Origin of the sequence: Mariprofundus ferrooxydans PV-1, assembly GCF_000153765.1 — a bacterium.
Lineage (GTDB): Bacteria > Pseudomonadota > Zetaproteobacteria > Mariprofundales > Mariprofundaceae > Mariprofundus > Mariprofundus ferrooxydans.
On record NZ_DS022295.1, the window covers coordinates 227,765 to 251,090 of the forward strand.

Genomic DNA, 23,326 nt, shown 5'->3' on the forward strand with positions numbered 1-23,326 from the left:
TCGGACCATGCAGATAACCGGCGGCAACGATGAGAGGCGTGATCGATCCCTGGAAGTATGGGATCTCTCATTGCGGCTGTTTCACTGGCTACTGGCGTCAGCATTTTTTGTTGCATGGTGGTCGGAAGGACGCGATCTGCGTCTGCATATGATTGCAGGAAGCATCATTGCCGGGCTGCTGCTCTACCGTTTTATCTGGGGTTTTTGCGGAGATCGCTACGCACGTTTTTCCGTATTTCGGCCCTCACGCGCATCCGTCGTGAGGCACCTGCGCAGCCTGCTGCGGTTGCAGCCGGGCGATCATGTCGGTCATACCCCGGTTGGCAGTCTGATGATTTTTGCCCTGTTGGGCTGCCTGCTGCTGGTAGCCCTCACCGGTATGGCGCTGTCGGGTTTGCAGATGGGAACAGGGCTGTTTGCCGCTCTGAATGCCGACTTTGCCACCGAGTTGTTGATTCAGGATCTGCATCGCTGGTGTCTGAATCTGTTACTGATGCTTGTTGGCATACACCTGGCCGGTGTGGCCGCAGAGAGCCTGCTGCAACGGCGCAATCTGGTAGCAGCCATGATTACAGGTAAAAAAACGATCTAGGAGGTCAAACGATGAAATATATTTATGCACTGACACTGCTGCTGATCAGTTCTGCCGCTGTGGCATCAGAGGCGGTTGTGCAGGAGCGACTCGGCCAATATCGCACGCAAGGCGCGGGTGATTTTGATGCTGCTCGCGGTCAGACCCTGTGGCAGCAGGAACATATGCAGGTGAAACTGGGTAAGCAGGTGAATTGTGCATCCTGCCATTCGGCAAATTTGCAGCAGGCAGGAAAGCATATGCGAACCGGCAAGCGTATTGAGCCGATGGCGCCAAGTGTCAATCCGGATCGTTTGAATGATGCGGAAAAAATCGAGAAATGGTTTACCCGTAATTGCAAATGGACCTGGGGACGTGAATGCACGGCGCAGGAAAAGGGCGATATTCTCACCTTTCTTCAATCCAAATAAAGGAGACAACAGATGAAACAAAAAAAATATTGGGGTATATTACTGCTTTCCGGCTGTCTGACGCTCTCCATGGCCACACTGGCCTGGACTGAAGACGGGGAGGGTGAGGGACATGAACGACATGAGCGTGGCTTCCTGCATCAGGCGGCGGATATCGGGCCGATCACCAACAAGGCCTATAAAACAGAGTGTTCCGCCTGTCACTTTGCCTATCCGGCCGGTTTTCTGCCCGAGCGTTCATGGGTGAAGATCATGAATAATCTGGATGATCATTTTGGTGAAAATGCCGAACTGAATGATAAGACACGCCTGGTGATAACAGACTATCTGCGCACCCATGCCGCCGATCGTTTACCCAATCGTTTCAGTCGCAGTATGCTGCGCTCTGTCGATGCAGGTGCGACGCCGCTTCGCATCAGCGAAACCTCTTATTTCCGTCATAAACACAGGGAAATTCCAGCCCGTATGGTCACGGGTAACCCGAAAGTAGGCTCATTCTCCAACTGTCTCTCCTGCCACAGCGGGGCGGACAATGGATCATTTGATGAGCATAGCGTCACTATTCCCGGTTTCAGGCAGTGGGAAGATTAATTCATAGTGCTATATTCGGGCGTGTGAAGAGTTCACTGTTATTTGCGGCGGCGGTTGCATCTGTGATGTGTATTGTCGCAGAGGCAGCCGTTGCTGATGATGATATGTCGCGGATACGCCATCTGCGCGATACGCAGAGTATTCTCTCCCTCACTGATATACTCGCGAGTGTGGAGAAAAAATATCCGGGTACGGTGCTGGATGTTGAGCTGGAAGAAGAGCACGGTCAGATTATTTACGAAATCGAACTGCTGGGACGCAATAAAAAAATTCACCATCTGAAGATTGATGCGCGCAGTGGAAAGATGATCAGGAAAGGGGATGACTGATGCGTTTGTTGCTGATTGAGGATGACCCGGAATTGTGCCATGAGTTGGCAAGCAAGCTGGCTCAGCAGGGCTTTGCAGTTGACAGTGCGCAGACCGGGGTGGATGGCGCCTATATGGGGGAGAGTGAGCCCCACGATATTATCATTCTGGATCTCGGCCTGCCGGATGTGCCGGGGTTGGATATTCTGGCGCAGTGGCGCAGAAAAAATATTGCCACGCCTGTGCTGATTCTGACCGCGCGCGGTGCCTGGCACGAAAAGGTGGAGGGGTTTCGGGCCGGTGCCGATGATTATCTGACCAAGCCCTTTCATTTTGAAGAGTTGCTGGTGCGCTTGCAGGCCCTGATCCGCCGTGCTTCAGGCGTTGCCGGAGCGAATATCGTGATTGGCAATCTGCAACTGGATGAGGAGAGCCAGTCGGCAATATGGGACGATGCACAGGCCGGCTTGCGTCATATTGAACTGACCGGCATCGAATTCAGACTGCTCCGTTATATGATGCTGCATCCGAAGCGGGTGTTTTCAGCCACGCATCTGGTGGAACATGTCTATGATTTTAATGATGAAAAAGAGAGCAATGTGATTGAGGTCTATGTCAGTCGCTTAAGAAAGAAACTGGCTAAAGAGGTGATATGCACCCGTCGCGGGCAGGGCTATTACCTCGACCCGGATGCGCTGCAAGCGAGACCCTGATGTATTCACTGAACAAACGGCTGACGCTGAGTCTGGCGGCCAGTCTGGCGCTCTTCTTTCTGGCCCAGACATTGATGATCGGCCGGGAAGTGGAGGTCTTGAGTGAACATAACCTGATCTCGCGTATGAAGCATGATCAGGAAGCACTGCTGGCGGCGTTGAGCTGGCAGCCGCCGGCCCAGATAAAGATTGATCCGCTGCGTATCCCTGAAATCTATGAGCGCCCGTTTTCAGGTCATTACTATCAGATCACGATAGCCGGTGTTACGGTCTATTCGCGTTCGCTATGGGATGAGAAGCTGCCCGCGCAATCGACCCCTGTGGCCCGGGATATCCCGGGACCGGTCGGTCAGCGCCTGCTGATGCTGGCGCAGACAGTATCACTGCATGATCAGGCGGTAGAGATACGTATTGCCGAAGATGTTTCTCATGTTGAGCGGACGACATCGGCTTTTCAACGACATCTGTTGCTCTTTGCTGCGGCGGCCGTACTGGCTCTGCTGGTGTTGCAGGGCTGGCTGGTGCAAAGCGGATTAAAGCCGCTACTGCGTATTCGCAAGCAGCTCAGTCAACTGGAGAAGGGCGAGATAGACCGCGTCAGTATCGCCACGGCGAGTGAAATCATGCCGCTGGTCGAGGAGATCAACCGACTGGTGGATCTGATCCGTTTGCGGCTTGATCGCTCGCGTCACGCACTCGGTGATCTGGCTCATGCGCTGAAAACGCCTCTTTCTGTTGTCGGCCAGATTATCCAGCGTCAACCCGAGAGCGCTGATATGGCCCAGCTGAAAGAGCAGCTGCATGGTATTGAGCAGCGGATTGACCGTGAGCTGGCGCGCGCCCGGACGGCCGGTCACGCGCCCGGAGGCAGCTGGAGTGATCCCTCTCTGGACCTCGGAGATTTAACCCGGATGTTAAAGCAGGTGTTTCCTGATACCCGTATTGGTCTGGATATTCCTGCAGAGTTGAAAATTGCAGCAGACCGCGAGGATATGCTCGAAGTGTTCGGCAACCTGCTGGAAAACAGCTGTAAATGGGCCAGTGGCGAGATTCGTTGCCGGGTGCGGGCTGAGCAGGAGCACTATGTTATTCAGGTGGATGATGATGGTCCGGGCATTGCAGAAAGTGAATACAAGTCGCTTCTGGTGCGCGGAGCAAGGCTGGATGAATCCAGGCCGGGTCACGGGCTGGGCCTGGCGATCGTCAATGAAATAGTGGCTGCATATGATGGCGAGATCACATTAGGCCGGTCTGCAGAGCTGGGTGGCCTGATGGTTCAAATTATATTGCCGCATCCATAAAAAATGGCGGAAGCGTGAGCTTCCGCCATTGATCAGGGCGCCTTCTCCATCAGAGAGGGGAGGGAGAGTTGGAGAAGGTCGCTCCTGAATGCTGCGAGTATCAGAAATGATACTTGGCGCTAAGGGAGAGTGAGCTTGCTTCCAGCCCCTGGAAGTTTGTTTTAATGGCTGTGGCATTTGTTTTTGGCTTGCTCAACATGTGAGAATATTCAAGGCCTATGCTGTATTCATCGGCCAGCCGGTACTGTACGCCCAGACCATAGGCATAACCGGTGCGGGTCTTTTTCTGTACGGCCAGTCCTGTTTCACTGTAGCTCGAGCGCAGAGTGGCAATGCCGAGTAGCGCGTAACCCATCCACTGGTCATTGAACTGATATTTCGGTTTCAGATATGCCGCACCGAAATATTCGATCTTCATGCGTGGCTGCAGGGTCAGCTCCTCGCCGCTTTTGCCTGTTGTGCCGATACGCACCTCACCACCCAGATATTCCGAAAAGTCATCGCCCAATTGCAGATAACCACCGGCTACAGCTTTTTTGGTGACACCGCTGCCAAGGTTGAACGCGCCAACACCCAGGCCTACATATGGCTCTGATGCCTGTGCGGTACAGGCGCATGCGAGCAGCAGGGATGTGGCGGCTGCTATTTTGAACGTTTTAGTCATATATGATAACTCCTTTGATTTGCTGATGGATGCCGACCATGGCAGCGGAAACTGAATTGAAACTGAACAGGATTCCCTGTGATGGCTGATGCTGTGATGGAAGTCATTGTGATGCGTTCGGGTCTTGCTACATTGCGCCCTGCCGACACGGTCGGCTAATGATTTGAATGTTAATACAAAGGATGCCTGCATGTGGTTTAGGAATATTCAGTTTTACCGTTTTGAGGAACCGTTCAAGCTCACTGGTGAGCAGTTGCACGAGCAGCTGTCAAAGCGTCAGTCACGTCCCTGCGGACAAATGGAAATGGCCTCCAACGGCTGGTCTGCGCCGCTCGGAAAAAACGGGACGATGCTTGTGCATGAAACGGCGGGCAATCTGATGTTCTGTTTGCGCCGTGAGGACAAGGTGTTGCCGGCCTCACTGGTGCGAGAGCTGGTGGATGCTCAAATATTTGAAATTGAACAGGCCGGTCGTACGCCGGGGCGCAAGGAAAAGGGTGAGATTCGCGACCAGGTGCTTGCCGAGCTGCTGCCGCGAGCCTTTGTCCGCGCCAGCCATACCTTTGCCTGCATCCTGCCTGCCTCCGGCTGGCTGGTTATTAATGCATCCAGCGCCCGCAAGGCCGATGAGGTCATTGAAGCATTGAATAAAACACTGACCACACTGCCGGTGGTGATGCCGTCGACCGAGCAGTCGCCGGAGGCAGCAATGACCGGCTGGTTGATGCGCGCCGGTTCACTGCCGGAGGATTTTACTTTCGGTGAAGAGTGTGAGCTGCACGATGCTGCCAGCAGTGCCGTGGTGCGCTGCCGCAATGTTGATGTGATGTCGGATGAGGTGCGGGCGCACGTGACCGAAGGGCTGACCGCAACAAAGCTGGCGCTGAACTGGAGAGAGCGGATCTCCTTTGTGTTGTCTGAAGATTTATCAGTCAAACGGATGAAATTTGATACTGCTATCGTGGATGAGGCAGGCGATCAGGGTGGAGATGATGAAGTGGCGCGTTTTGATGCAGATTTTGCTATGATGGCGGCTGAGTTCAGTGAATTCATTCCGCAGTTGCTGACTGCTGTGGACGGAGCGTAAGTGGATGGCGGTTTATGTTGTTGGAGATATTCAGGGCTGTTATGAACCGCTGAGACAGCTGCTCGACAACATCGCATTTGACCCGGCCAAGGATACTTTGTGGTGTACCGGCGATTTGGTCAACCGTGGTCCGGACTCGCTCAAGACGCTGCGCTATCTGAAGAGTCTCGGTGATGCATGTATCTGCGTGCTTGGTAACCATGACCTGCATCTGCTGGAACTGGTTGCCGGCGGTCAGCCCTATCGCCGGGATACATTGAGTGATGTGATTGAGGCGCCGGATTGCCATGAGCTGATTGAATGGCTGCGTTCTCGTCCGCTGCTGCATCATGATGCCGGGCTCGGCTGGTGCATGGTGCATGCAGGTCTGCATCCGCGCTGGTCGTTGAACAAAGCGATCAGAAGAGCCCATGCGGTTGAAGCGAATCTGCGGGGGGATGAGTGGAAAACATTTTGTCAGCAACTGCACCATATGAAATTTCCGGTTTCCGAACCGGCCAAGGATGATCCGGCCCGCGCACTGTTCAGCACAGCGGTGTTTACTCGTACACGTTACTGTACACAGGATGGTTTTTTTAACTGGAATGTACGTACGGGTAGCAGCAGTAATAAAAAGGAGAAAGCGTGGTTCAAACATAATCGTCTGGCCTGGGTGGATGACTGCAATGTGGTTTACGGCCACTGGGCGGCGAATGGCCTGGTTGCAGGACAGCCGCATGTGCTGGGGCTTGATACCGGCTGTGTGTGGGGGGGATCGCTTACGCTTGCCAGACTGGAAAAAGGTGGTTGCAAGCAAATTGAATCCGAACAGGTATGTGCAGTTCAGGCAAAAGATGCACACAGCCAGCCGACAGTGGTAGCGGGTGAATTAAATGATGCTGCGACCTTTGCGATGATGATTGACGAAACTCACGGCAGTGCGCCGGAAACACGAAGGCATGCTGCTGAAGTGTCGGCAGAGTCCGGAAGAGAAGAGTCCCCGGAGTCGGAGCAGGTGAGCAGAGTATCCGGTGGGGATCTGCCGGATGATCAGGGGAGCAGTGGCTAAGACTATTTTAGCTGCCGGGGCGCATGGCATCGGCAATGCCTTGTGACAGCTTCTCCAGCATCACCGGTTTGCTCACCAGTATTGCATTGTACTGATCGACCTGTTGAAGGCTACGGTCTTCTCCATAAGCGGTAATCATCAGAATCGGCACATCGGCATCAAGCCGGCGAATTTGTTCAGTCAGCTCCAGTCCATCCATCACGGGCATCCGGTAATCAGTGATAACAAGGTCATATCTGTCAGTGTGCTTCTTAAACAGTGCCAGAGCCTGCAAGCCGTTTTCAGCTGTGTCGGCAGTGTGCCCCAGACGGGATAACATGCTCTTGTGAACCCTGCGTATATCGGGTGCATCATCTACCAGCAGGATATGACAGGGAGCAGTTGCGGGCAGTGATGTGGAGGAGGGAGCGGGTGATTCCTCCGTACCCCTGGTCGGTATCTCTTGCCCGGAAAAGGGCGGGATATGTACAGTGAACGTAGTCTGCTGGTTGGCAACCGAGTCGATGTTGATACTGCCATGGTGGCGTTTAACGATGCGCTGCACCATGGCCAGTCCCAGTCCCGATCCGCCCTTGTCGCCTCGGCTGGTCCAGAATGGTTTGAAGACATGATCCAGGTCTTCGTCGGCTATGCCGGGGCCGTTATCGCTGACGCGGATGCATAAGGCAGGGTGTTCTGCAGTGGCAAGCCGGTGCTGATGATCGCTGCTGACGCAGATGCTGATCTGTCCGTCTGATCTTATGGCCTGCATGGCATTATTGATCAGGTTCAGCAATACCTGCTCAATTTCGATGATGCTGATGGCCACATCAGGCAGCGATTTTTCAATATCGCAAACCAGCTGGATGTGCTGCGGCATCTGTAGCCGGGAGAGGCCGACTATATTTTCCAGCGGTTGGGCAAGCATGGAGCCTTCTGTTTTTCCGACCTGCGCTGCTGCCGTATGCTGTTTGTTGCTCAATTTCAGCAGGTGCGTAATCAGATCTGAGCCGCGATCACCTGCGGCAATAATCTCAGCAAGTTGCTGTCGGCTTTCATTATCGCTGGCGTTCATATGCAGTAGTTCGGCATAGCCGATTATATTATTCAACACGTTGCGGAAATCATGCACGATGCCGGCTACCATGGTGGACATGTAGGCCTTTTTGGAGATGGACTCCAGCTGTTCATGCAGGGTTTCTCGCTGGGTAATATCCAGCATAAAACAGACACCGATCCAGCGATTTTGCCAGTGCATACGGATGGCTGTGCAGGTCAGCTTGAGTATATTGCCCCCCGAGTCTGTACCTCTGATATAGATTTGATTGGTTGCAGGTTGCTCCGGTGACGTTTCCATGGCCAGGGTGTCCAGACAAAAGCGGCTCATTTCACGTCGGTCTTCCGGCAGTATCAGTTTGTCGACCTCCTCTCCGACCAGCATGGTGCGGGCATGGCCGAACAGATTGTCCGTGGCTCTGTTGGTATACAGAATGCTGGGGCGACCGGAGAGATCCGGTGCAAAAGTGAATACGGGCGTTGGCCCTTTGTCGAGCAGGTTGAAAGATGAATTTTCAGCTTCAGTTCTGGCCTTGATGGCTTGTTCTGCCGATTGCACGATCAGGTAAACATAGGCGGGCAATACCACCAGCGTAGTTAACTGCCAGAATAGCAAAGACAGATCGATGGTGGTCGGCGACTGGAGCCAGAGAAAACTCGTCATGGCAAGCAGGCCGGCCAGTGACAGTGACTGGGTATAAAGCATCATGGAACTGCCGAAACGGAATCCATGGCCGAAAATAATGATCAGGTAAAGAAAATAGATGCCGCTGCCCTGACCCCCGTCCACCAGCATGCCGAAGCTGACGATAACAATATCGAGCAGGGGAGATGTTATGGAGCGAAATGCCGATAACGGCTGCTGACGTATGGTGTACAGTGTGATGCAGGTATAGATGAAATAGGCCGCTAAAACGGCCAGGAAAACATTACCGTACTGAGAGAAATTGCTGTCATGCAGCCATATATAATAGAGCCCGGCAGGGGCCAAACCCAGTCTGAGCCGCGCCTGTCCCAGCTGGATATCGGTCAGTGACTTGTCTGTAAGTCTGGTGTGTTTGAGCAGCCAGGCATGGATGCTATGCTGTTTCACTATCACCTCCCTTGCCACCTGATATTGTCGTCAGGACGCATCATGCGAAAGTACCGATGCTCTGATGCTATCGAACACTGCCTTTTCGTGCATCATGTGATAATGTTCGTGACGTTGATTGCCGTATTTATCTTTAGCCGGTTCAGGAGTTTCCATGTTGTACGTTGCCGTTAGGGCTGCCAGAAAGGCGGGTGATTTGATAGCCCGTGCCTATGATGAACGGGCTGATCTGAAAGTAAGACAGAAGTCTGACCGTGATTATGTGACGGATGTGGATCAGAGCGCTGAAGCGCTGATCGTACGTGAGATCAGCAAACATTATCCGGATCACGGCATCATCGCTGAAGAGATGGATAAGCCGGTTAATCCGGATGCGACGATTCAGTGGTATATTGATCCGCTGGATGGCACGACCAATTTTATCCATGGCTACCCGCACTTTGCTGTTTCCATCGCGGCCTGGAAGCATGGCAAGCCCATGCTGGCGGTGATTCATGACCCGATCAGGGATGAAACATTTGAGGCCCGCAATGGTGGTGGTGCCTTTCTCAATCGCAGGCGTTTGCGTGTGAGTGGTGAAAAGCGGCTCGACCATGCCCTGTTTGCTTCCGGACTGCCCTCCTATCAACGAGAATCAATGGATCTGTTTCAACAGCGAATGGATCTGTGTATGCGCTCTATGGATGGTTATCGCCGGGGCGGGTCTGCTGCGCTCGATCTGGCCTATGTGGCTGCTGGTCGCCTGGATGCATACTGGGAAGCTGGCCTGAAATCGTGGGATATTGCGGCTGGTTATTTGCTGGTGCAGGAAGCCGGCGGTATGGCTACAGGACTTGATGGAGGCACGATTGACCTGAATAAGGGTGATATTCTTGCCGCTAACCCTGATCTGCACCCGAAGGTTGCCGCGCTGCTCAAGGTTTAAAAACAGTTTCACTCATAGTAGGCAGGGTAGCGGTTTATTCGGGAGTTGTTTGCTCATGGCTTCCTGAGCTTTCTCTGCTTCCTGTGTGGTAAATATACCCCGGGCTCTAGTGCCCTTCGCGTTTGAGTAGCAGGAATACCGCCGTACCACCGAACACCAGGCTGGGTAGCCAGGCAGCGAATGCGGGCGGAATGCGGTTGCTCGCTGCCAGCAGGTAGCCGGCATTACCAATAACATAAAACACCAGACCCAGCGATATGGAGAGCATCAGCCCCCACGATGCGCGGCTGTTACGGTTGCCTGTATGCAGGCAGAGGGCGGCAGCCATAATGACCATTAACAGGCAGGCCAGTGGTGCGGAAAATTTCCGGTGCAGGGCATAGACATAGGTGCCGGCACCGAGCCCTGCGTGTTTCAGGTTGTTGATGTAGTGGTAGAGTTCGGAAAAGTCCATATGACCGGGTTTGGGCAGGTCGGCCGTTTCAGGGCCGATGGCTGATTTGACCTCCATGTTTTTCAGCTTTTCCACATGCATGACCTGATCGCTCGATGGTGTGCTTACTCTTGCATCGCTCAGGCTCCAGACGCCCTGGCTGTAATGGGCGCGGGGGCTGTCGATGCGTTGCAGCCATGCCCCGTCCGGGGCGGTTTTCAACATCAGCAGGGCGAACTGATGATTGGTCAGCGGCGTCAGGCGAAAAAAGCGATGCCCATCCTTAAGCCACTGCACACCCGGCTGCGAGCTCTTCTTGTGCTGGATATGAACCTGTTCAATCTGATCAAGACGCGTGTTGGTGACGGGGGTAACCCATTCACCGATGATGAAGCTTGCCAGCGCGGCCAGCAGTGCTACGGATGATAACGGCAGCAATACCTTGTTGATGCCAAGCCCTGCAGCCCGCAACGCAACCACTTCCTGATTGCGTGAGAGCTCGATCAGATAAAGGCTGGCGCCAATCAGCATAATAACAGGCATGAATTCCGATAGCATAAACGGGATTTTCAACAGCATGTATTCGACCATCAGGCGGCCATCGAGCCCGTGGCCGAGATAGCGGGCCTTATCAAACGACTCGATAATGACAAAGATAGCCAGCAACGCTGACATAGTCACCAGTGAGCGGCTCAGGCAGCCGGAAAAGATCCATCTGAATACAACGGGCATGGGGCGAGCCTAAGCATCCTTGCTGTTGAGTGGAAGCAGCCATCCATATCTGCTTGGACATGTTCCGGTGCGATGTCAGGATGCCGGTTTATGAGGTGGGTATGATGCGCATATTGCTGTTGCCGGGATTGTTGATGATGCTGATGCTCGGTGGCTGTATCAGCACCGTCGTGGGCGCGGCGGTCGACGTCACTACGGCAGTGGTCAAGGCGCCATTCCAGATTGGCGGTGCCATCGCCGATGCTGTGAGTTCTGATGAAGAGACCGACTCCGCCAAAGCAGAAGAGTAGTTTTCGCCTCTATTTTAGAAACAATCCATAGGCCTCATTTTCACTTTCATTTACAAAGGGATAGCCAAGTCCACTAAGGTATTGCTCGAAAGCTTCGCGATCGTGCGGTGGTACCTCAACACCGGCCAGTACACGCCCGTAGGCGGCGGCATGATTGCGGTAATGAAATAGCGAGATATTCCAGCGTCCGCCGGCACGGCTCAAAAATTCCAGCAGTGCACCCGGGCGCTCGGGAAACTCGAAACGATACAGAATTTCATCTTTCACCAGCGGGCAGTGGCCGCCGACCATATGGCGAATATGCAGTTTGCCCAGTTCATTATCATGCAGGTTCAGCGTCGGCAGCCCGGCATCCAGCATGGACTGCTGCAGTTGCGCGATCTCATCGCTGTCGGAGATGCTGATGCCGGCAAATACATGTGCTTCGGAGCGGCTGGACATCCGATAATTGAATTCGGTGATATTGCGATTTCCGATGATGCGGCAGAAATCGAGAAATGAGCCGGGCCTCTCGGGAATGGTTACGGCAAACAATGCCTCCCGTCCTTCGCCCATCTCCGTGCGCTCCGCAACATGACGCAAGCGATCAAAGTTCATATTGGCGCCACTGTTGATGGCTGCCAGTATCTGGCCACGGGCTCCGGTCTGGCGCACATATTTCTTCAATCCGGCGACAGCCAGTGCTCCGGCCGGCTCGACAATCGTGCGGTTATCCTCGTAGATATCCTTGATCGCAGCGCAGATCTCATCGGTATCGACCAGCAGAATCTCATCCACATAGCGTTGTACCAGATCAAAGGTGTACTCGCCGACTTTTTTAACGGCGACGCCATCGGCAAAAATACCGACCTGATCCAGCGTGACACGGTGTCCGGCCCGAACCGAATCATGCATGGCCGCAGAATCGACCGGCTCTACACCGATAATACGCGTGCGCGGCGAGTGCTTCTTTAAATATACAGCGATACCGGCAATCAGGCCGCCACCGCCGATCGGTACGAATACCGCATCCAGATCGCCGGGATTCTGACGCATCATCTCTTCGGCGATCGTACCCTGACCGGCAATAACCAGCGGGTCGTCGTAGGGGTGAACGAATGTCAGCCCCTCGGTTCGGCAAAGGCGGGCGGCTTCTTCACTGGCATCGGAATAGCTGTCGCCGAACAATACTACATTGGCACCCATGCGCCGCACCGCACCGACTTTGATCTCCGGCGTGGTGGAGGGCATGACAATGGTTGCGGCAATGCCCAGCTTGTGACTGGCGAGTGCCACGCCCTGGGCATGATTGCCGGCGGAGGCGCAGACCACGCCGCAGGCCCGCTCCTTATCACTCAAGTGGGCGATTTTGTTGTAAGCACCACGTAATTTGAAGGAGAATACCTGCTGCATATCCTCGCGTTTGAACAGTACTTCATTGTTCAATCGTGTGGAGAGCTTTGGAGCGAGCTCCAGAGGTGTTTCAATGGCAACGTCATAGACGCGTGCCTGTTCAATGGCTTCAAGGTATAAATCGGACATGGGGCAGCTTCTACCATGAAAACAGGGCGGATTCGAGTTTGAAGATAGAAACAATCACAGAAATGGATCGTGGTCTGGCTTATGCCGAGGCCTGCTTCGAGACTTTCCGGGTTATCAATGGCGAGATATTTAACTGGCCTGCCCATGCCGCAAGACTCAGACGGGGGTTGGATGCATTCGGCCTGACGGTGAGCGATGCGCAAACAGAGCGGATGCATGCGGCCTGTTTGCAGGCGGCTGCAGGGACGGATGCTCTGGTGCGTCTGACCGTTTCCGGTGGCGACGCGTCGTGGGGTCTGTTTACGCCTGCAGATGCGATTTCTGCCCGAATTCAGGTGATGCCGTATCATGCTGATGCCGTTTTACCTGTATTGAAGGTGATGGAGTGGTCATCGCCTCCGATTCATCGCATGGCCAAATTTACCGCTGATTATGCATCCACATTGCGGGTGCTGCGCGGTGAGCGGCATGCCTTGTTTGTGCATCAGCAACAGCTTGTCTCTGCCGCAACCGCCAATGTAATGATTTTTCGCCACGGCCAGTGGTGGACGCCGGCACTGACTGCCGGCGTGCTGCCCGGTGTGATCCGTCAGCACCTGATAACATCGGGTGTCGTGCGGGAGGGGGTATGCCCGGCCAGGTGGCTGGATGATTGCGATGCACTGGCATTGACAGCCAGCAGCTTCTTTGTCCGGCCGGTAGCCGGGATCAGACGCGAGCAGCGTAGTTGTGATCTGGTTGACCTAAGTGCGGGCCTGAAACAGAGTTTATACGGCATGCCGGGCGTGCCGAAGGATTTGCTTGATGCGTAGAACATGGATGTTTTTGATGATGACGTGCCTGATAGCAGCGCTTGCGGCAGCCGGCTGGCTCTATAGTCGGGTGACCAGTCTGCATGCACCATTGGCAGCAGTGGAGATGATGATACCTCCCGGTGCCGCTTCCGCCCGCATCGCCCGCCAGCTGGAGCAGCAGGGGGTGATCACCTCATCGCTCGCGATGCGCTTGTGGTTTCGTCTGCAGGGAGCCGATCACAATCTGAAAAGCGGGTTATATCGTTTTGACAAGGCGGATTCGATTAACGGTATCATGCAACGTCTGCAACGGGGCGATGTGATGCATTTTGAGCTTACCGTGCCGGAAGGGCTGCGTAACGATGAGGTGCTGCAGTTGCTCGCTGCCGAAACCGATGTGCCGTTGCAGCAGTGGCACAATGCGCTGGTATCGCTGCTACCGGGGGAGGCGGAAGGGCGCTTGCTGCCGGAGACGTGGGAGTACACCAAGCCGCTCGACCCGGTCCGCTTTTTGCGCACGATGATGCAGGCTCAACAGAAATTACTGGCTACATTGGCAACGGATGCTGCTGAGCAGCAGCGTCTGCGCATTATTGCCTCGGTGATAGAAAAAGAGACGGCGCTGGATCGGGAGCGTCCGCTGGTATCGGCGGCGATTCATAACCGGTTGAAAAAAGGTATGCCATTGCAGATGGACCCGACGGTGATATACGGTATATACCGGACGAAGGGTGCATTTTCCGGTAATATCCACCGGACAGATCTGACTACGGATACGCCGTGGAATACCTATACACGCAAGGGCTTGCCGCCAACGCCTATCTGTAATCCGGGCAAAGCATCGTTGCTGGCGGCAGCTGCGCCTGCAGCGGTGGACTACCTCTACTTTGTGGCTGATGGCAGTGGCGGTCACGCCTTTGCCGCCACGCTGGCTGAGCATGAGCGCAATGTGCGCAAGTGGGTGAAACTCGAAGAGAAGCGCAGTCATGAAAAATAGATCTGCTGTGAATATCGGGCCGGATCAGGTGCTGATCATCGAGCTGGATATTCCCGCCGCTCATCAGTTGCTGGTGCAATCGATCCTGCAGGGAGAGGACGGGCTGGGGGTTATACGCAGTTTTGATCATGCATCCGGCCGCCAGCAATTCTGGACCACGCCGGATCAGCGGCAGGAGGCGCTCGACTGGCTCAACACGTTGCCCGATGCGCTGGGGTGCACCGTGACGGGTGAATGGTTATGGCAGGCGGAGCCGTAACCGGATTTCCGCTTCACCATAAAACGGATGGCTTCGCAGATAGATCAAGCTAGGGTGCGCGGATGTTTACAGGTATTATACAGGATGTGGGGCGCATCACAGCGATAGCGTCCGAGCCGCAGCAAATGCATATACAAGTCGAATCGACCCTGGATATGCAGGGTTGGGCTTTGGGTGACTCGGTGGCGGTCAACGGCTGTTGCCTGACGATTACGGCGTTTCCCTCCGCTCATCATTTTGCGGCCACACTATCGCAGGAGACGCTGGATCTGACTTGTTTCGCGCGTGCTGCAGTCGGCGATGCGGTGAATCTGGAGCCGGCGCTGAGGATGGGCGATGCTCTCGGCGGGCATATGGTCAGCGGTCATGTCGACGGTGTCGGTACGCTTTGTTCCATTACGCCGGTAGGCGAGCACCGGGTGTTCGAATTTGAACTGCCTGTTGCGCTGGCCCGTTATGTGGTGGTCAAGGGCTCTGTGGCAGTGCACGGCGTCAGTCTGACCGTGAACAGTGTCGACGGATGCCGTTTCAGCGTGAATCTGATTCCGCATACGCTGACTCATACCTGTCTCGGCACACTGAAGAGCGGGGGCCGGGTAAACATCGAAACAGATATGTACGGCCGCTATGTGGAGCGTCTGACACAGTTTGCACAACAGGAGCATGAATGAGTCTGGCTACAAGTGAAGAGCTGATTGAGGAGCTGCGTGCGGGGCGCATGATTATCCTGGCGGATGATGAGGATCGCGAGAATGAAGGCGACCTGATTATGGCCGCCGAATGGGTCACGCCGGAAGCCGTAAATTTTATGGCGACGCACGGACGCGGACTGATCTGTCTGGCCATGACACAGGAGCAGACGGATCAACTGCAGCTGCCGCTAATGGTGGCCAATACCAATTCCAAGTTTAAAACCAATTTCACCATCTCGATCGAGGCGGCTGAAGGGGTGACGACCGGTATTTCGGCTTTCGATCGGGCGCATACCATACGCACGGCGATCAGGGATGGTGTACTGCCGTCCGACATCCATACGCCCGGCCATGTGTTTCCGCTGGTGGGACGCGAAGGTGGACTGCTTGTGCGTGCAGGCCATACCGAAGCCAGTATCGATCTGGCGCGCATGGCAGGGTTGAAGCCATCCGGTGTGATCTGTGAAATCATGAATGAAGACGGCTCGATGGCGCGTATGCCCGAGCTGAAGGTCTTCGCGCGTAAACACAATCTGAAGGTAGGTACGATTGCCGATGTGATTCGTCATCGTCTGCAGCACGATTCACTGGTTAAACGTGAGGTGGAAGTGCGCATGCCGACCGAATTTGGTGAATTCAGGCTGATCGGCTATACCAATGCCGTGGATCAGGCCGAGCATGTGGCACTGGTGATGGGTGAGCCATCGGCCGAACGCCCGTGTCTGGTGCGTGTGCATTCCGAGTGTCTGACCGGTGATGTGTTTGCTTCCCGCCGCTGCGATTGCGGTTCCCAGTTACATGCCGCCATGCGCCAGGTTAGTGAAGCGGGCGAGGGCGTGGTTCTCTATCTGCGTCAGGAAGGTCGCGGTATCGGCCTGCTCAACAAGCTGAAGGCCTATAATCTGCAGGACGCCGGCCATGACACGGTTGAGGCCAACACGGCGCTCGGATTCAAGCCGGATCTGCGCGATTATGGCATCGGTGCGCAGATTCTGCGTGACCTGGGATTGCGGCGACTGAACCTGTTGACCAATAATCCCAAGAAGATTGTTGCACTCGACGGCTACGGGCTGGAGGTCTGTGAGCGGGTACAGCTGCAGAGCGAACCGCATGAGGATAATATCGCTTATCTGACCGCCAAGCGTGAAAAAATGGGTCATATGTTGGATTTGAACAGAGGAGATCAATCTTGAGTCTGGATGCTCCCCACTTGATGGGTAACGTCGACGCCAGCGGCCTGAAGGTCGGTATCGTTGTCAGTCGTTTCAATGCCGATATCACCGATGCACTGCTTACCGGCGCTGTTTCGGCTCTGAAAGAACATGGCAGTCGTGATGAGGACCTGATGGTGATTCATGTGCCGGGTGCTTTTGAAATCGGTACCATTGCCGCCAAAATGGCCAACTCCGGCCGTTTTGATGCGATTGTATGCCTGGGCTGCGTGATTCGTGGCGATACGGCCCACTTTGATTATGTATGTCAGGGCGCGATGGACGCGATAGGTTATATTGCCCGGCGCGGAGATATCGGTGTGGGTAACGGTGTGCTGACGCTGGACAGCGTCGAGCAGGCGATTGAGCGCATTGGCGGCTCACATGGTCATAAGGGTGAAGAGGCGGCATTAACGGCTGTTGAAGTAGCCTGTCAGTTGAAGTTTATCGATCGGGAACTGGAGGAATAGTGGCGAATCGTCATCAGGCGCGGGAATCCGTGCTGGAAACATTGTACGCATGGAGTTCAGCTCAGCAGGATTCAGGTATGATTCCTGAATTGCTGGCTTCCCGGTTGCAGCATGAAGAGCGTGCAGATCAGGATGAGAGTTACCTGCGCGAAGCCGTATATGGTATTACTGATCACACTGATGCTCTGGATGAACTGATTAAAACGGCGGTGCGCGGTCGCAGTCTGCGTTCGGTCGCCCAGATTGAAATCAATGTGATTCGTCTGGCTGTATGGGAGATGCAGAACCGTCTGGAGATTCCTTACCGCGTGATCATCAATGAGGCGCTGGAGCTGACCCGGGATTATGCAGGTGAACCGCCGCGTGGTTTTATTAACGGTGTGCTGGACAATCTGGCCAAACAACTGCGTCCTGCCGAGATGAAAGACAAAAAATAAAGGTGTTCACCGCAGAGAACGCAGAGGGAAACCACTCATTATAAAAGGTGCTGAATCAGCGCGCGTGGCACCATCATTGATGACTGAGTGCACTGCGCATCTACCTGTGTTTCCTTTGCGTCCTCTGCAGTAAACAAACAGGTCATCATGTTTTTAACACGGGGGGAGTATGAAAGATGAGGATGCCGTTCGGCATTTACAGCAATCCGACAACTACCGTGTGCTCGAGCGACTGAATCCGCCGGCGCGTTATCTCAATGGAGAGCCGGCCACCGCGCGCATCGGCCTGGTGATTGATACCGAAACAACGGGTCTTGATACGACTGCCGATACCATCATCGAACTGGGTTTTGTTGCCTTTAGCTATGATGCCGGTTCTGGCCGGATCTATGAAGTGCTGCATAACTATGACGGCTTTGAAGATCCGGGTGCGCCGCTGAGTGATGTGGTAAAACAGTTGACCGGCATTAGCGATGCGATGGTTGCAGGTCAACGTCTGGATGATGCGGAAATAGAAACATGGCTCAAAAAAGCAGATCTGTTGATCGCCCATAATGCCGCTTTTGACCGGCCGATGCTGGAGCGGCGCCTGCCGCTGGCGGCAGAAAAAAACTGGGCATGTACCTTTTGTGATATCAACTGGGATGCGGAAGGCATCGCCAGCCGCAAGCTGGATTATATCGCCTGTCGGCTGGGATACTTCTTTGACGGGCACAGGGCCGTGGTGGATGCGCAGGCTACATTACACCTGCTTACCCGGGCTATGCCGATATCAGGCAGGGCCGCGATGGCACTGCTGCTGGAAAATGCCCGTGAACAACGCTGTCGCCTGTTTGCGGTCGGCGCGCCGTTCGAGAAAAAAGATGATTTGAAAGCGCGCGGCTATCGCTGGCTGGCGGATGTCTCTGTGGCTGATCGGTTCGGTAAATCAAAAAAAGGTGTCTGGAGCACTGTCGTTGCCGGAGCAGATATTTCGGCGGAAGAGCAGTGGCTGCAGGCAACTGTTTACGATGGAAAGCCTGCAGTGTTTGTCAGGCGCGATATTCCACCCCGCGACCGCTATTCGGTGCGCGAGTTTTTGCCTGAGGCTGTCAGCAGATAGTGGTGTTTGGTACTGCCGTAATGTAACGTCCATCGTGAGGGAGGGGAGGTGCTACACCTCCTGTTGCATTGGAGGCATGTGTGATGGGAATGAAGGGCAAGTGCATACTGGCAGCGGGGCTGGTCGGATTCTTGTTGCCGGGAAATATCCACCCGGCTTCGGCTGGAGAAAGCTTTATCACATCACCGCTGCCTCTGCGCAACATGTATCCGCCGATGATGCGTTTTCTTGATCCTGTTCCCGATTCAGCCCTGCGTGATTACAGTAACTGGGATATCGGACTGCATCAGCACCTCTCCAGTATTTATCAGGGCGATCAGTGGCCGGCGAATCAGTTGCTCGCTGATATGGAGCTTTCTGTGACGGATCTGACCGTGCGCAAAGCGATCACGCAGGATATGGACCTGTCTGTGCAACTCTCACTGCTGCGACCGTTCAATGGGGTGATGGATCAGCTGGTGAAGGATGTACATAAGATATTGGGTGTTCCCGGTTCAGGTCGTCAGTTCAGGCCCAATAATTCGTTCGGTTACTATTTCAGGCCCGGTAGCCCCGGTGGCTGGCAGGGAAAGAACCGGTGGGAGGTGGGTAATACCACGATCTCGTTACGTAAACAGGTGATAGCTGGTGATGGCTGGGCTATTGCCGGACTGACTTCGATCAAGCTGTCGACAGCCTCAAGCGCTCGCGGTCTGGGTAATGGCAGGCCTGATGTCGGTTTGGGCGCGGTGGTTAGTGCAGCCAGTGATCACTGGTTCATGCATGTGGAGGCGTGGGGGATTCACACCTTTACCAAAGATGTCGCCGCAGGCGCTTTCCCGGCAGTGAAATATCATCCCTATGTGCGCGGTTCGGCGACCCTGGGCTGGAAGTACAGCGATCAGCTTGCGTTGATTGTGCAGGGGCAGGGTGGGACATCGCCCTATTCAAGCGGCATACGGCAGCTGGATAAGCTTCCGCTTATCTATTCATTCGGCCTTCAGGGTGAAACCGACTCCGGCACAGGCTGGACACTGGCTTTTACCGAGAACGGCCTGACCCAGCTTACGACTCAGGATTTCACCTTCTCTCTCGCTCTGCACTGGCAGTTTTCCAGCTGATTTGGGCACCTGACCCGGGTCATCGGTATATGCCTCTTTGTGCAAGAGCGCTGCTGATCGGCGGGAGGTAGGGGCTGTTTTCTGCGGCGATCAATGTTCAATGCAGTGCTCTGTTTCTGATGTTTGAGGCGACGGGGTGACGGCGTGGCGGTGTCAGCGCTTGCCTGATGTGTCAGGATTCAGCGATGAACTCTGATTGCGTCAAATCGACGGTGCAAGCGAAGGCACTGGAACATGGGTTTGACCTGTGCCGGGTCACGCAGCCGGTGGTGGCGCGTGAGCATGCCGAGGCACTGCATCGCTGGGTCGATGCGGGCATGCAGGGCGAGATGGACTGGATGGCGGAAGAGGTGCGCCTGCAACGGCGTAGCGACCCGACATCGATGCTGGCCGGAGTACGCTCGGTGGTTACAGTGGCGATGCGTTATACGCCGCCGGAGTACGGGCTGAATGAAGCATGCTCCGGAACAAGGCGGGGCGTGATTACCGCCTATGCGCATGGCGATGATTACCATGAGGTGATGAAAAAGCGCCTGAAGGCACTGGCGCGTGATCTGGACACTCTGCTGGGCAGACACGATCAGCGGGTGTTTGTCGATACAGCACCGGTACTTGAGCATGCACTGGCGGAGCGTGCGGGGCTGGGCTGGCAGGGGAAACATACGCTGACCATTCACAGAGGAGTAGGCTCGTGGTTTTTGCTTGGTGAGATTTTTACCACAGCTGAAATCGTGCCGGATGCGCAGGCGGCAAATCACTGTGGCAGTTGCACGGCCTGTATCGATATCTGTCCGACCGGAGCCATAGTGGCGCCATATGTAGTGGATGCGCGTCTCTGTATCTCCTATCTGACGATTGAATTTGACGGCTTTATACCGCACCCGTTGCGTCCGTTGATGGGTAACCGGATCTACGGATGCGACGATTGTCAGATGATCTGCCCGTGGAATGAGCATGCAGGTAAGGGGACGACGCTGGGGGATGATCTCCTTACACCAAGGGGGGAGAATCATTTGCCCGACCTTGTTAGTATTCTGCAGCTGGATGAGGATGCTTTTCGTCATCGCTTTATGAAATCCCCCATCCGGAGAACAAAGCGGCGCGGCCTGTTACGTAATGTCTGCATTGCCATGGGAAATTCCGGTCATGCCGGGTTTATGCCGGATCTGATTGCGGTGCTCGATGATGTCGAGCCATTGATTCGTGGCCATGCTGTCTGGGCGCTCGGGCAGTTGGTCGGACAGGAAAACAGGGCTGATATTCTGGCTGTACTTGTGCAGATGAATGTGGCTGAAAAAGATGATGCTGTACGTGAAGAGATATCACTAACTATGCGGCATATAAGGATGAACGATGAGTAAACCAAAAGCTTTTATATTTGATCTCGACGGTACACTGGTGGATGCGCTGCCGGATATTCAGGCCAATGCCAATCGTGCGCTGGAGTCACTTGGCTATGATTTTCGCCTGACTCTTGAAGAGACACAACCGCATGTCGGCGGCGGAGCGCACAAGCTTGCCTCCAATGTGCTGGGGCTGCCGATGGAGCATGCCGAGACGATGGCTCTGTATCACGCCTTCGCCGACATCTATGAGCAGCACCCGGCCGATTTTGGCAAGCCATTTCCCGGTGTGATAGAGACGCTTGATGCACTGAAAGCACGCGGAATCCCATGCTGTGTGGTGACGGCGAAGCCGGCCAAGGCGCGTGTGAAGGTGCTCGATGCGCTGGGGCTTACCCCTTATCTGACGCTGGCATTGTCGCCGGAAGACGGCTTTGCCAAGAAGCCTGCGCCGGACATGCTGTTTGAATGCTGCCGGGCGATGGGCGTAGAGCCGTCCGAGACGGTAATGGTGGGGGATACCCGTTTTGATGTAGAGGCCGGGTTCAATGCAGGCTGCCATAGCGTCGGCTTTGCCGAACATGGTTACCAGGAACTGCCGGAAGAATTTGTCGGACGCGTGGTGTCGCTGCATGCATTTACCGACCTGCTGAAGCTGCTCGATGACTGACAGGCGGGTCTCCGGCATCTACGGTATTTTGCCGGCTGATCTGGATACGGATGACCTGATGGGCAGGGCAGAGGCGGCACTGAAGGGCGGCCTGCGTATCCTGCAATTCCGCGACAAGAAGCAGGGGTATAACCGGGCTCTGAAACGGGCGAAGGCCTTGCGCGCACTGACGGCTGATTATGATGCCTGTTTTATTGTCAATGATTCGGTTCAGATGGCACTGGATGCCCGCGCTGATGGCGTACATCTGGGGCGTGATGATATGCCGAATCTCACGCAGCTGCGTGTCGATGCGGGTCACGATCTGATTGTTGGCGTGACCTGTCGTGGTGATGCCGGGCTTGCCAGACATGTGTTGAGAGAGGGTGCGGATTATATTTCGATTGGCGCGGTGTGGGCGACGCAGTCAAAGCCCGAGGTGCCGGCCATCGGACTGCCCCGCCTGATCAAGGCACGGGAACTATTTCCCGATGCCGATATTTGTGCCATTGGCGGCATTAATCTGAGTAATATTGTACAGATCAAGGCGGCCGGAGCGGATTGTGCTGCGGTGATTTCAGGCCTGTTTGCGGCCGATGATATTGAGTTGACCGCTGCCAGACTGGTTGCGCTCTGGGACGCGGCATGAGTGATGTGATGATGGCGCGGCCTGTTTGCCTGACCATTGGCGGCTCCGACTCATGTGGCGGAGCAGGCATTCAGGCTGATCTGCGCGTGTTTGACAGGCTTGGTGTATACGGTTGTTCGGCTATCACGGCTCTGACGGCACAGAACCCGCTTCATATTGCGCGTATTGAGCCTGTATCGCTGGCACAGCTCGATGCCGAGCTGCACGCGCTGTTTGATTATTATGATGTGGCGGTGGTGAAGACGGGCATGCTGCTCGATGCCGAGCATGTGGCGGTGGTGTCAGGGCTTTTGGCAGAGCTGCATCACGGATCGCTTGTTGTGGACCCGGTCATGATTTCGAGCAGTGGTAGTGTGCTGCTTGATCAGGGCGGCGTGGCTGCTTTGCGCGGAGCGTTGTTGCCGCAGGCTGCTCTGATTACACCGAATCTGGATGAGGCCGATGCCTTGCTGGGTCAACCCAGTGGCTATGCCGCTGACTCTCCGGTTGAGGCGGTCAAGGCGTTGCGCGAAGCACTCGGTTGTCCCGTGTTGCTCAAGGGGGGGCATGCCGACGGGGATATGTTGCTGGACCTGCTCTGTGATGAGGAGGAGGGGATTCATCGGTTTACCCATATCCGTCAGTGCTGGAGTGCAGGAGAAGGGCATGGAACAGGCTGCCGGCTGGCTTCGGCTGTGGCCGCCGGACTGGCGAATCAGATGCCGCTGGTTCCGGCTGTGGAAGCAGCGATTGCCTTCCTGCAGGAGTGCACTGCCTGAATCAACAGGGTATGCGCCGAAGATGCCTTGTAACTACTTGATTATTCGAAACAAATATGAAAAAGCTTTATTTTTTCGCTGCCGCAGCTATACTGCCCCACCGTTCAGGCAGGCTGCTTCGT

27 protein-coding genes are annotated in these 23,326 nt (G+C 54.9%); 23 read left to right on the top strand and 4 right to left on the bottom strand.

Annotation, left to right across the window (positions count from 1 at the left end; genetic code table 11):
• Positions 1 to 7 precede the first annotated feature (7 nt).
• From SPV1_RS07880 to SPV1_RS07905, 6 genes are read left to right on the top strand one after another with little or no spacing between them, the layout of a single operon-like run.
• Positions 8 to 592 carry a cytochrome b/b6 domain-containing protein gene (locus SPV1_RS07880; RefSeq protein ID WP_009850623.1) on the top strand — a complete coding sequence of 195 codons (585 nt, stop codon included), beginning with the start codon at positions 8 to 10 and terminating at the stop codon, positions 590 to 592.
• Between the two features lie 11 nt (positions 593 to 603).
• Positions 604 to 1,002 (top strand): DUF1924 domain-containing protein, encoded by a 399-nt coding sequence (locus tag SPV1_RS07885; RefSeq protein ID WP_009850624.1) that lies wholly within the window; start codon positions 604 to 606, stop codon positions 1,000 to 1,002.
• A gap of 12 nt (positions 1,003 to 1,014) precedes the next feature.
• Positions 1,015 to 1,593, top strand: coding sequence for a diheme cytochrome c (locus SPV1_RS07890; protein ID WP_009850625.1), 579 nt, complete (start codon positions 1,015 to 1,017; stop codon positions 1,591 to 1,593).
• 23 nt (positions 1,594 to 1,616) lie between these two features.
• Positions 1,617 to 1,922: a PepSY domain-containing protein gene (locus tag SPV1_RS07895; RefSeq protein ID WP_009850626.1), complete on the top strand. Its 306-nt coding sequence runs from the start codon at positions 1,617 to 1,619 to the stop codon at positions 1,920 to 1,922.
• Positions 1,922 to 2,614 carry a response regulator transcription factor gene (locus SPV1_RS07900; protein WP_009850627.1) on the top strand — a complete coding sequence of 231 codons (693 nt, stop codon included), beginning with the start codon at positions 1,922 to 1,924 and terminating at the stop codon, positions 2,612 to 2,614. Before SPV1_RS07895 ends, SPV1_RS07900 begins: the two co-directional genes overlap by 1 nt.
• Positions 2,614 to 3,915: a sensor histidine kinase gene (locus tag SPV1_RS07905; RefSeq protein WP_009850628.1), complete on the top strand. Its 1,302-nt coding sequence runs from the start codon at positions 2,614 to 2,616 to the stop codon at positions 3,913 to 3,915. Before SPV1_RS07900 ends, SPV1_RS07905 begins: the two co-directional genes overlap by 1 nt.
• 100 nt (positions 3,916 to 4,015) lie before the next feature.
• Here SPV1_RS07905 and SPV1_RS13945 read toward each other — a convergent pair whose 3' ends face one another.
• Positions 4,016 to 4,579, bottom strand: a complete 564-nt coding sequence (locus tag SPV1_RS13945) for a porin family protein (RefSeq protein WP_018293423.1) — start codon at positions 4,577 to 4,579, stop codon at positions 4,016 to 4,018.
• A gap of 190 nt (positions 4,580 to 4,769) precedes the next feature.
• Between SPV1_RS13945 and SPV1_RS07915 the strand changes: the two genes are divergently transcribed.
• Together SPV1_RS07915 and SPV1_RS07920 are read left to right on the top strand one after the other, a co-directional pair.
• Entirely contained in the window at positions 4,770 to 5,666 is an 897-nt protein-coding gene (locus SPV1_RS07915) for a recombination-associated protein RdgC (RefSeq protein ID WP_009850630.1), read from the top strand.
• A 4-nt stretch (positions 5,667 to 5,670) separates the two neighbouring features.
• Positions 5,671 to 6,714 (top strand): symmetrical bis(5'-nucleosyl)-tetraphosphatase, encoded by a 1,044-nt coding sequence (locus SPV1_RS07920; protein WP_009850631.1) that lies wholly within the window; start codon positions 5,671 to 5,673, stop codon positions 6,712 to 6,714.
• 7 nt (positions 6,715 to 6,721) lie between these two features.
• Here SPV1_RS07920 and SPV1_RS07925 read toward each other — a convergent pair whose 3' ends face one another.
• Positions 6,722 to 8,842, bottom strand: coding sequence for a hybrid sensor histidine kinase/response regulator (locus tag SPV1_RS07925; protein ID WP_009850632.1), 2,121 nt, complete (start codon positions 8,840 to 8,842; stop codon positions 6,722 to 6,724).
• Positions 8,843 to 8,996: 154 nt separating this feature from the next.
• On the opposite strand from SPV1_RS07925, the gene SPV1_RS07930 reads away from it, so the two are divergent.
• The gene (locus SPV1_RS07930) at positions 8,997 to 9,767 is read left to right on the top strand and encodes an inositol monophosphatase family protein (protein ID WP_009850634.1); all 771 of its coding nucleotides are present in this window, start codon (positions 8,997 to 8,999) and stop codon (positions 9,765 to 9,767) included.
• A 106-nt stretch (positions 9,768 to 9,873) separates the two neighbouring features.
• Here the strand turns inward: SPV1_RS07930 and SPV1_RS07935 are convergent, their stop codons facing one another.
• On the bottom strand, positions 9,874 to 10,932 hold the full coding sequence (locus tag SPV1_RS07935; protein ID WP_009850635.1) for an LptF/LptG family permease: 1,059 nt from the start codon (positions 10,930 to 10,932) through the stop codon (positions 9,874 to 9,876).
• A gap of 101 nt (positions 10,933 to 11,033) precedes the next feature.
• On the opposite strand from SPV1_RS07935, the gene SPV1_RS07940 reads away from it, so the two are divergent.
• On the top strand, positions 11,034 to 11,222 hold the full coding sequence (locus tag SPV1_RS07940; RefSeq protein WP_196795117.1) for an NF038104 family lipoprotein: 189 nt from the start codon (positions 11,034 to 11,036) through the stop codon (positions 11,220 to 11,222).
• A gap of 9 nt (positions 11,223 to 11,231) precedes the next feature.
• Here the strand turns inward: SPV1_RS07940 and ilvA are convergent, their stop codons facing one another.
• Positions 11,232 to 12,743, bottom strand: a complete 1,512-nt coding sequence (ilvA, locus tag SPV1_RS07945; RefSeq protein ID WP_009850637.1) for a threonine ammonia-lyase, biosynthetic — start codon at positions 12,741 to 12,743, stop codon at positions 11,232 to 11,234.
• 38 nt (positions 12,744 to 12,781) lie between these two features.
• Between ilvA and SPV1_RS07950 the strand changes: the two genes are divergently transcribed.
• The 13 genes from SPV1_RS07950 (at position 12,782) to thiD (ending at position 23,204) form a co-directional block, all read left to right on the top strand.
• On the top strand, positions 12,782 to 13,555 hold the full coding sequence (locus tag SPV1_RS07950; protein WP_231288346.1) for an aminotransferase class IV: 774 nt from the start codon (positions 12,782 to 12,784) through the stop codon (positions 13,553 to 13,555).
• A gap of 16 nt (positions 13,556 to 13,571) precedes the next feature.
• Entirely contained in the window at positions 13,572 to 14,534 is a 963-nt protein-coding gene (gene mltG, locus SPV1_RS07955; protein WP_231288347.1) for an endolytic transglycosylase MltG, read from the top strand.
• Positions 14,524 to 14,793 carry a DUF4911 domain-containing protein gene (locus SPV1_RS07960; protein WP_009850640.1) on the top strand — a complete coding sequence of 90 codons (270 nt, stop codon included), beginning with the start codon at positions 14,524 to 14,526 and terminating at the stop codon, positions 14,791 to 14,793. The genes mltG and SPV1_RS07960 overlap by 11 nt, the downstream gene beginning before the upstream one ends.
• Positions 14,794 to 14,855: 62 nt before the next feature.
• Positions 14,856 to 15,464 carry a riboflavin synthase gene (locus SPV1_RS07965; protein WP_009850641.1) on the top strand — a complete coding sequence of 203 codons (609 nt, stop codon included), beginning with the start codon at positions 14,856 to 14,858 and terminating at the stop codon, positions 15,462 to 15,464.
• Entirely contained in the window at positions 15,461 to 16,678 is a 1,218-nt protein-coding gene (locus SPV1_RS07970; protein WP_009850642.1) for a bifunctional 3,4-dihydroxy-2-butanone-4-phosphate synthase/GTP cyclohydrolase II, read from the top strand. Before SPV1_RS07965 ends, SPV1_RS07970 begins: the two co-directional genes overlap by 4 nt.
• Positions 16,675 to 17,166 carry a 6,7-dimethyl-8-ribityllumazine synthase gene (ribH, locus tag SPV1_RS07975; RefSeq protein WP_018293434.1) on the top strand — a complete coding sequence of 164 codons (492 nt, stop codon included), beginning with the start codon at positions 16,675 to 16,677 and terminating at the stop codon, positions 17,164 to 17,166. The genes SPV1_RS07970 and ribH overlap by 4 nt, the downstream gene beginning before the upstream one ends.
• Entirely contained in the window at positions 17,166 to 17,603 is a 438-nt protein-coding gene (gene nusB / locus SPV1_RS07980) for a transcription antitermination factor NusB (RefSeq protein WP_009850644.1), read from the top strand. Before ribH ends, nusB begins: the two co-directional genes overlap by 1 nt.
• Before the next feature lie 169 nt (positions 17,604 to 17,772).
• Positions 17,773 to 18,705, top strand: coding sequence for a 3'-5' exonuclease (locus SPV1_RS07985; RefSeq protein ID WP_009850645.1), 933 nt, complete (start codon positions 17,773 to 17,775; stop codon positions 18,703 to 18,705).
• 83 nt (positions 18,706 to 18,788) lie between these two features.
• Positions 18,789 to 19,805: a DUF3187 family protein gene (locus SPV1_RS07990; RefSeq protein WP_231288417.1), complete on the top strand. Its 1,017-nt coding sequence runs from the start codon at positions 18,789 to 18,791 to the stop codon at positions 19,803 to 19,805.
• A gap of 185 nt (positions 19,806 to 19,990) precedes the next feature.
• The gene (gene queG / locus SPV1_RS07995) at positions 19,991 to 21,166 is read left to right on the top strand and encodes a tRNA epoxyqueuosine(34) reductase QueG (protein WP_040881750.1); all 1,176 of its coding nucleotides are present in this window, start codon (positions 19,991 to 19,993) and stop codon (positions 21,164 to 21,166) included.
• The gene (locus tag SPV1_RS08000; protein ID WP_009850648.1) at positions 21,159 to 21,818 is read left to right on the top strand and encodes an HAD family hydrolase; all 660 of its coding nucleotides are present in this window, start codon (positions 21,159 to 21,161) and stop codon (positions 21,816 to 21,818) included. The genes queG and SPV1_RS08000 overlap by 8 nt, the downstream gene beginning before the upstream one ends.
• The gene (gene thiE, locus SPV1_RS08005; RefSeq protein ID WP_009850649.1) at positions 21,811 to 22,446 is read left to right on the top strand and encodes a thiamine phosphate synthase; all 636 of its coding nucleotides are present in this window, start codon (positions 21,811 to 21,813) and stop codon (positions 22,444 to 22,446) included. The genes SPV1_RS08000 and thiE overlap by 8 nt, the downstream gene beginning before the upstream one ends.
• Positions 22,443 to 23,204: a bifunctional hydroxymethylpyrimidine kinase/phosphomethylpyrimidine kinase gene (gene thiD, locus SPV1_RS08010; protein ID WP_009850650.1), complete on the top strand. Its 762-nt coding sequence runs from the start codon at positions 22,443 to 22,445 to the stop codon at positions 23,202 to 23,204. The genes thiE and thiD overlap by 4 nt, the downstream gene beginning before the upstream one ends.
• The last annotated feature ends 122 nt before the right edge of the window (positions 23,205 to 23,326 follow it).

Bases quoted from the DNA above. Each gene is read 5' to 3' on its own strand.
- SPV1_RS07885 (WP_009850624.1), top strand. From the start codon at position 604: ATGAAATATATTTATGCACTGACACTGCTGCTGATCAGTTCTGCCGCT.
- SPV1_RS08000 (WP_009850648.1), top strand. From the start codon at position 21,159: ATGAGTAAACCAAAAGCTTTTATATTTGATCTCGACGGTACACTGGTG.
- SPV1_RS07970 (WP_009850642.1), top strand. From the start codon at position 15,461: ATGAGTCTGGCTACAAGTGAAGAGCTGATTGAGGAGCTGCGTGCGGGG.
- SPV1_RS07890 (WP_009850625.1), top strand. From the start codon at position 1,015: ATGAAACAAAAAAAATATTGGGGTATATTACTGCTTTCCGGCTGTCTG.
- SPV1_RS07990 (WP_231288417.1), top strand. From the start codon at position 18,789: ATGGGAATGAAGGGCAAGTGCATACTGGCAGCGGGGCTGGTCGGATTC.
- SPV1_RS07985 (WP_009850645.1), top strand. From the start codon at position 17,773: ATGAAAGATGAGGATGCCGTTCGGCATTTACAGCAATCCGACAACTAC.
- SPV1_RS07960 (WP_009850640.1), top strand. From the start codon at position 14,524: ATGAAAAATAGATCTGCTGTGAATATCGGGCCGGATCAGGTGCTGATC.
- SPV1_RS07930 (WP_009850634.1), top strand. From the start codon at position 8,997: ATGTTGTACGTTGCCGTTAGGGCTGCCAGAAAGGCGGGTGATTTGATA.
- SPV1_RS07940 (WP_196795117.1), top strand. From the start codon at position 11,034: ATGATGCGCATATTGCTGTTGCCGGGATTGTTGATGATGCTGATGCTC.
- queG (WP_040881750.1), top strand. From the start codon at position 19,991: ATGAACTCTGATTGCGTCAAATCGACGGTGCAAGCGAAGGCACTGGAA.
- SPV1_RS13945 (WP_018293423.1), bottom strand. From the start codon at position 4,579: ATGACTAAAACGTTCAAAATAGCAGCCGCCACATCCCTGCTGCTCGCA.
- SPV1_RS07880 (WP_009850623.1), top strand. From the start codon at position 8: ATGCAGATAACCGGCGGCAACGATGAGAGGCGTGATCGATCCCTGGAA.
- SPV1_RS07935 (WP_009850635.1), bottom strand. From the start codon at position 10,932: ATGCCCGTTGTATTCAGATGGATCTTTTCCGGCTGCCTGAGCCGCTCA.
- thiD (WP_009850650.1), top strand. From the start codon at position 22,443: ATGAGTGATGTGATGATGGCGCGGCCTGTTTGCCTGACCATTGGCGGC.
- SPV1_RS07905 (WP_009850628.1), top strand. From the start codon at position 2,614: ATGTATTCACTGAACAAACGGCTGACGCTGAGTCTGGCGGCCAGTCTG.
- ilvA (WP_009850637.1), bottom strand. From the start codon at position 12,743: ATGTCCGATTTATACCTTGAAGCCATTGAACAGGCACGCGTCTATGAC.
- SPV1_RS07915 (WP_009850630.1), top strand. From the start codon at position 4,770: ATGTGGTTTAGGAATATTCAGTTTTACCGTTTTGAGGAACCGTTCAAG.
- thiE (WP_009850649.1), top strand. From the start codon at position 21,811: ATGACTGACAGGCGGGTCTCCGGCATCTACGGTATTTTGCCGGCTGAT.
- mltG (WP_231288347.1), top strand. From the start codon at position 13,572: ATGATGACGTGCCTGATAGCAGCGCTTGCGGCAGCCGGCTGGCTCTAT.
- SPV1_RS07965 (WP_009850641.1), top strand. From the start codon at position 14,856: ATGTTTACAGGTATTATACAGGATGTGGGGCGCATCACAGCGATAGCG.
- SPV1_RS07900 (WP_009850627.1), top strand. From the start codon at position 1,922: ATGCGTTTGTTGCTGATTGAGGATGACCCGGAATTGTGCCATGAGTTG.
- SPV1_RS07920 (WP_009850631.1), top strand. From the start codon at position 5,671: ATGGCGGTTTATGTTGTTGGAGATATTCAGGGCTGTTATGAACCGCTG.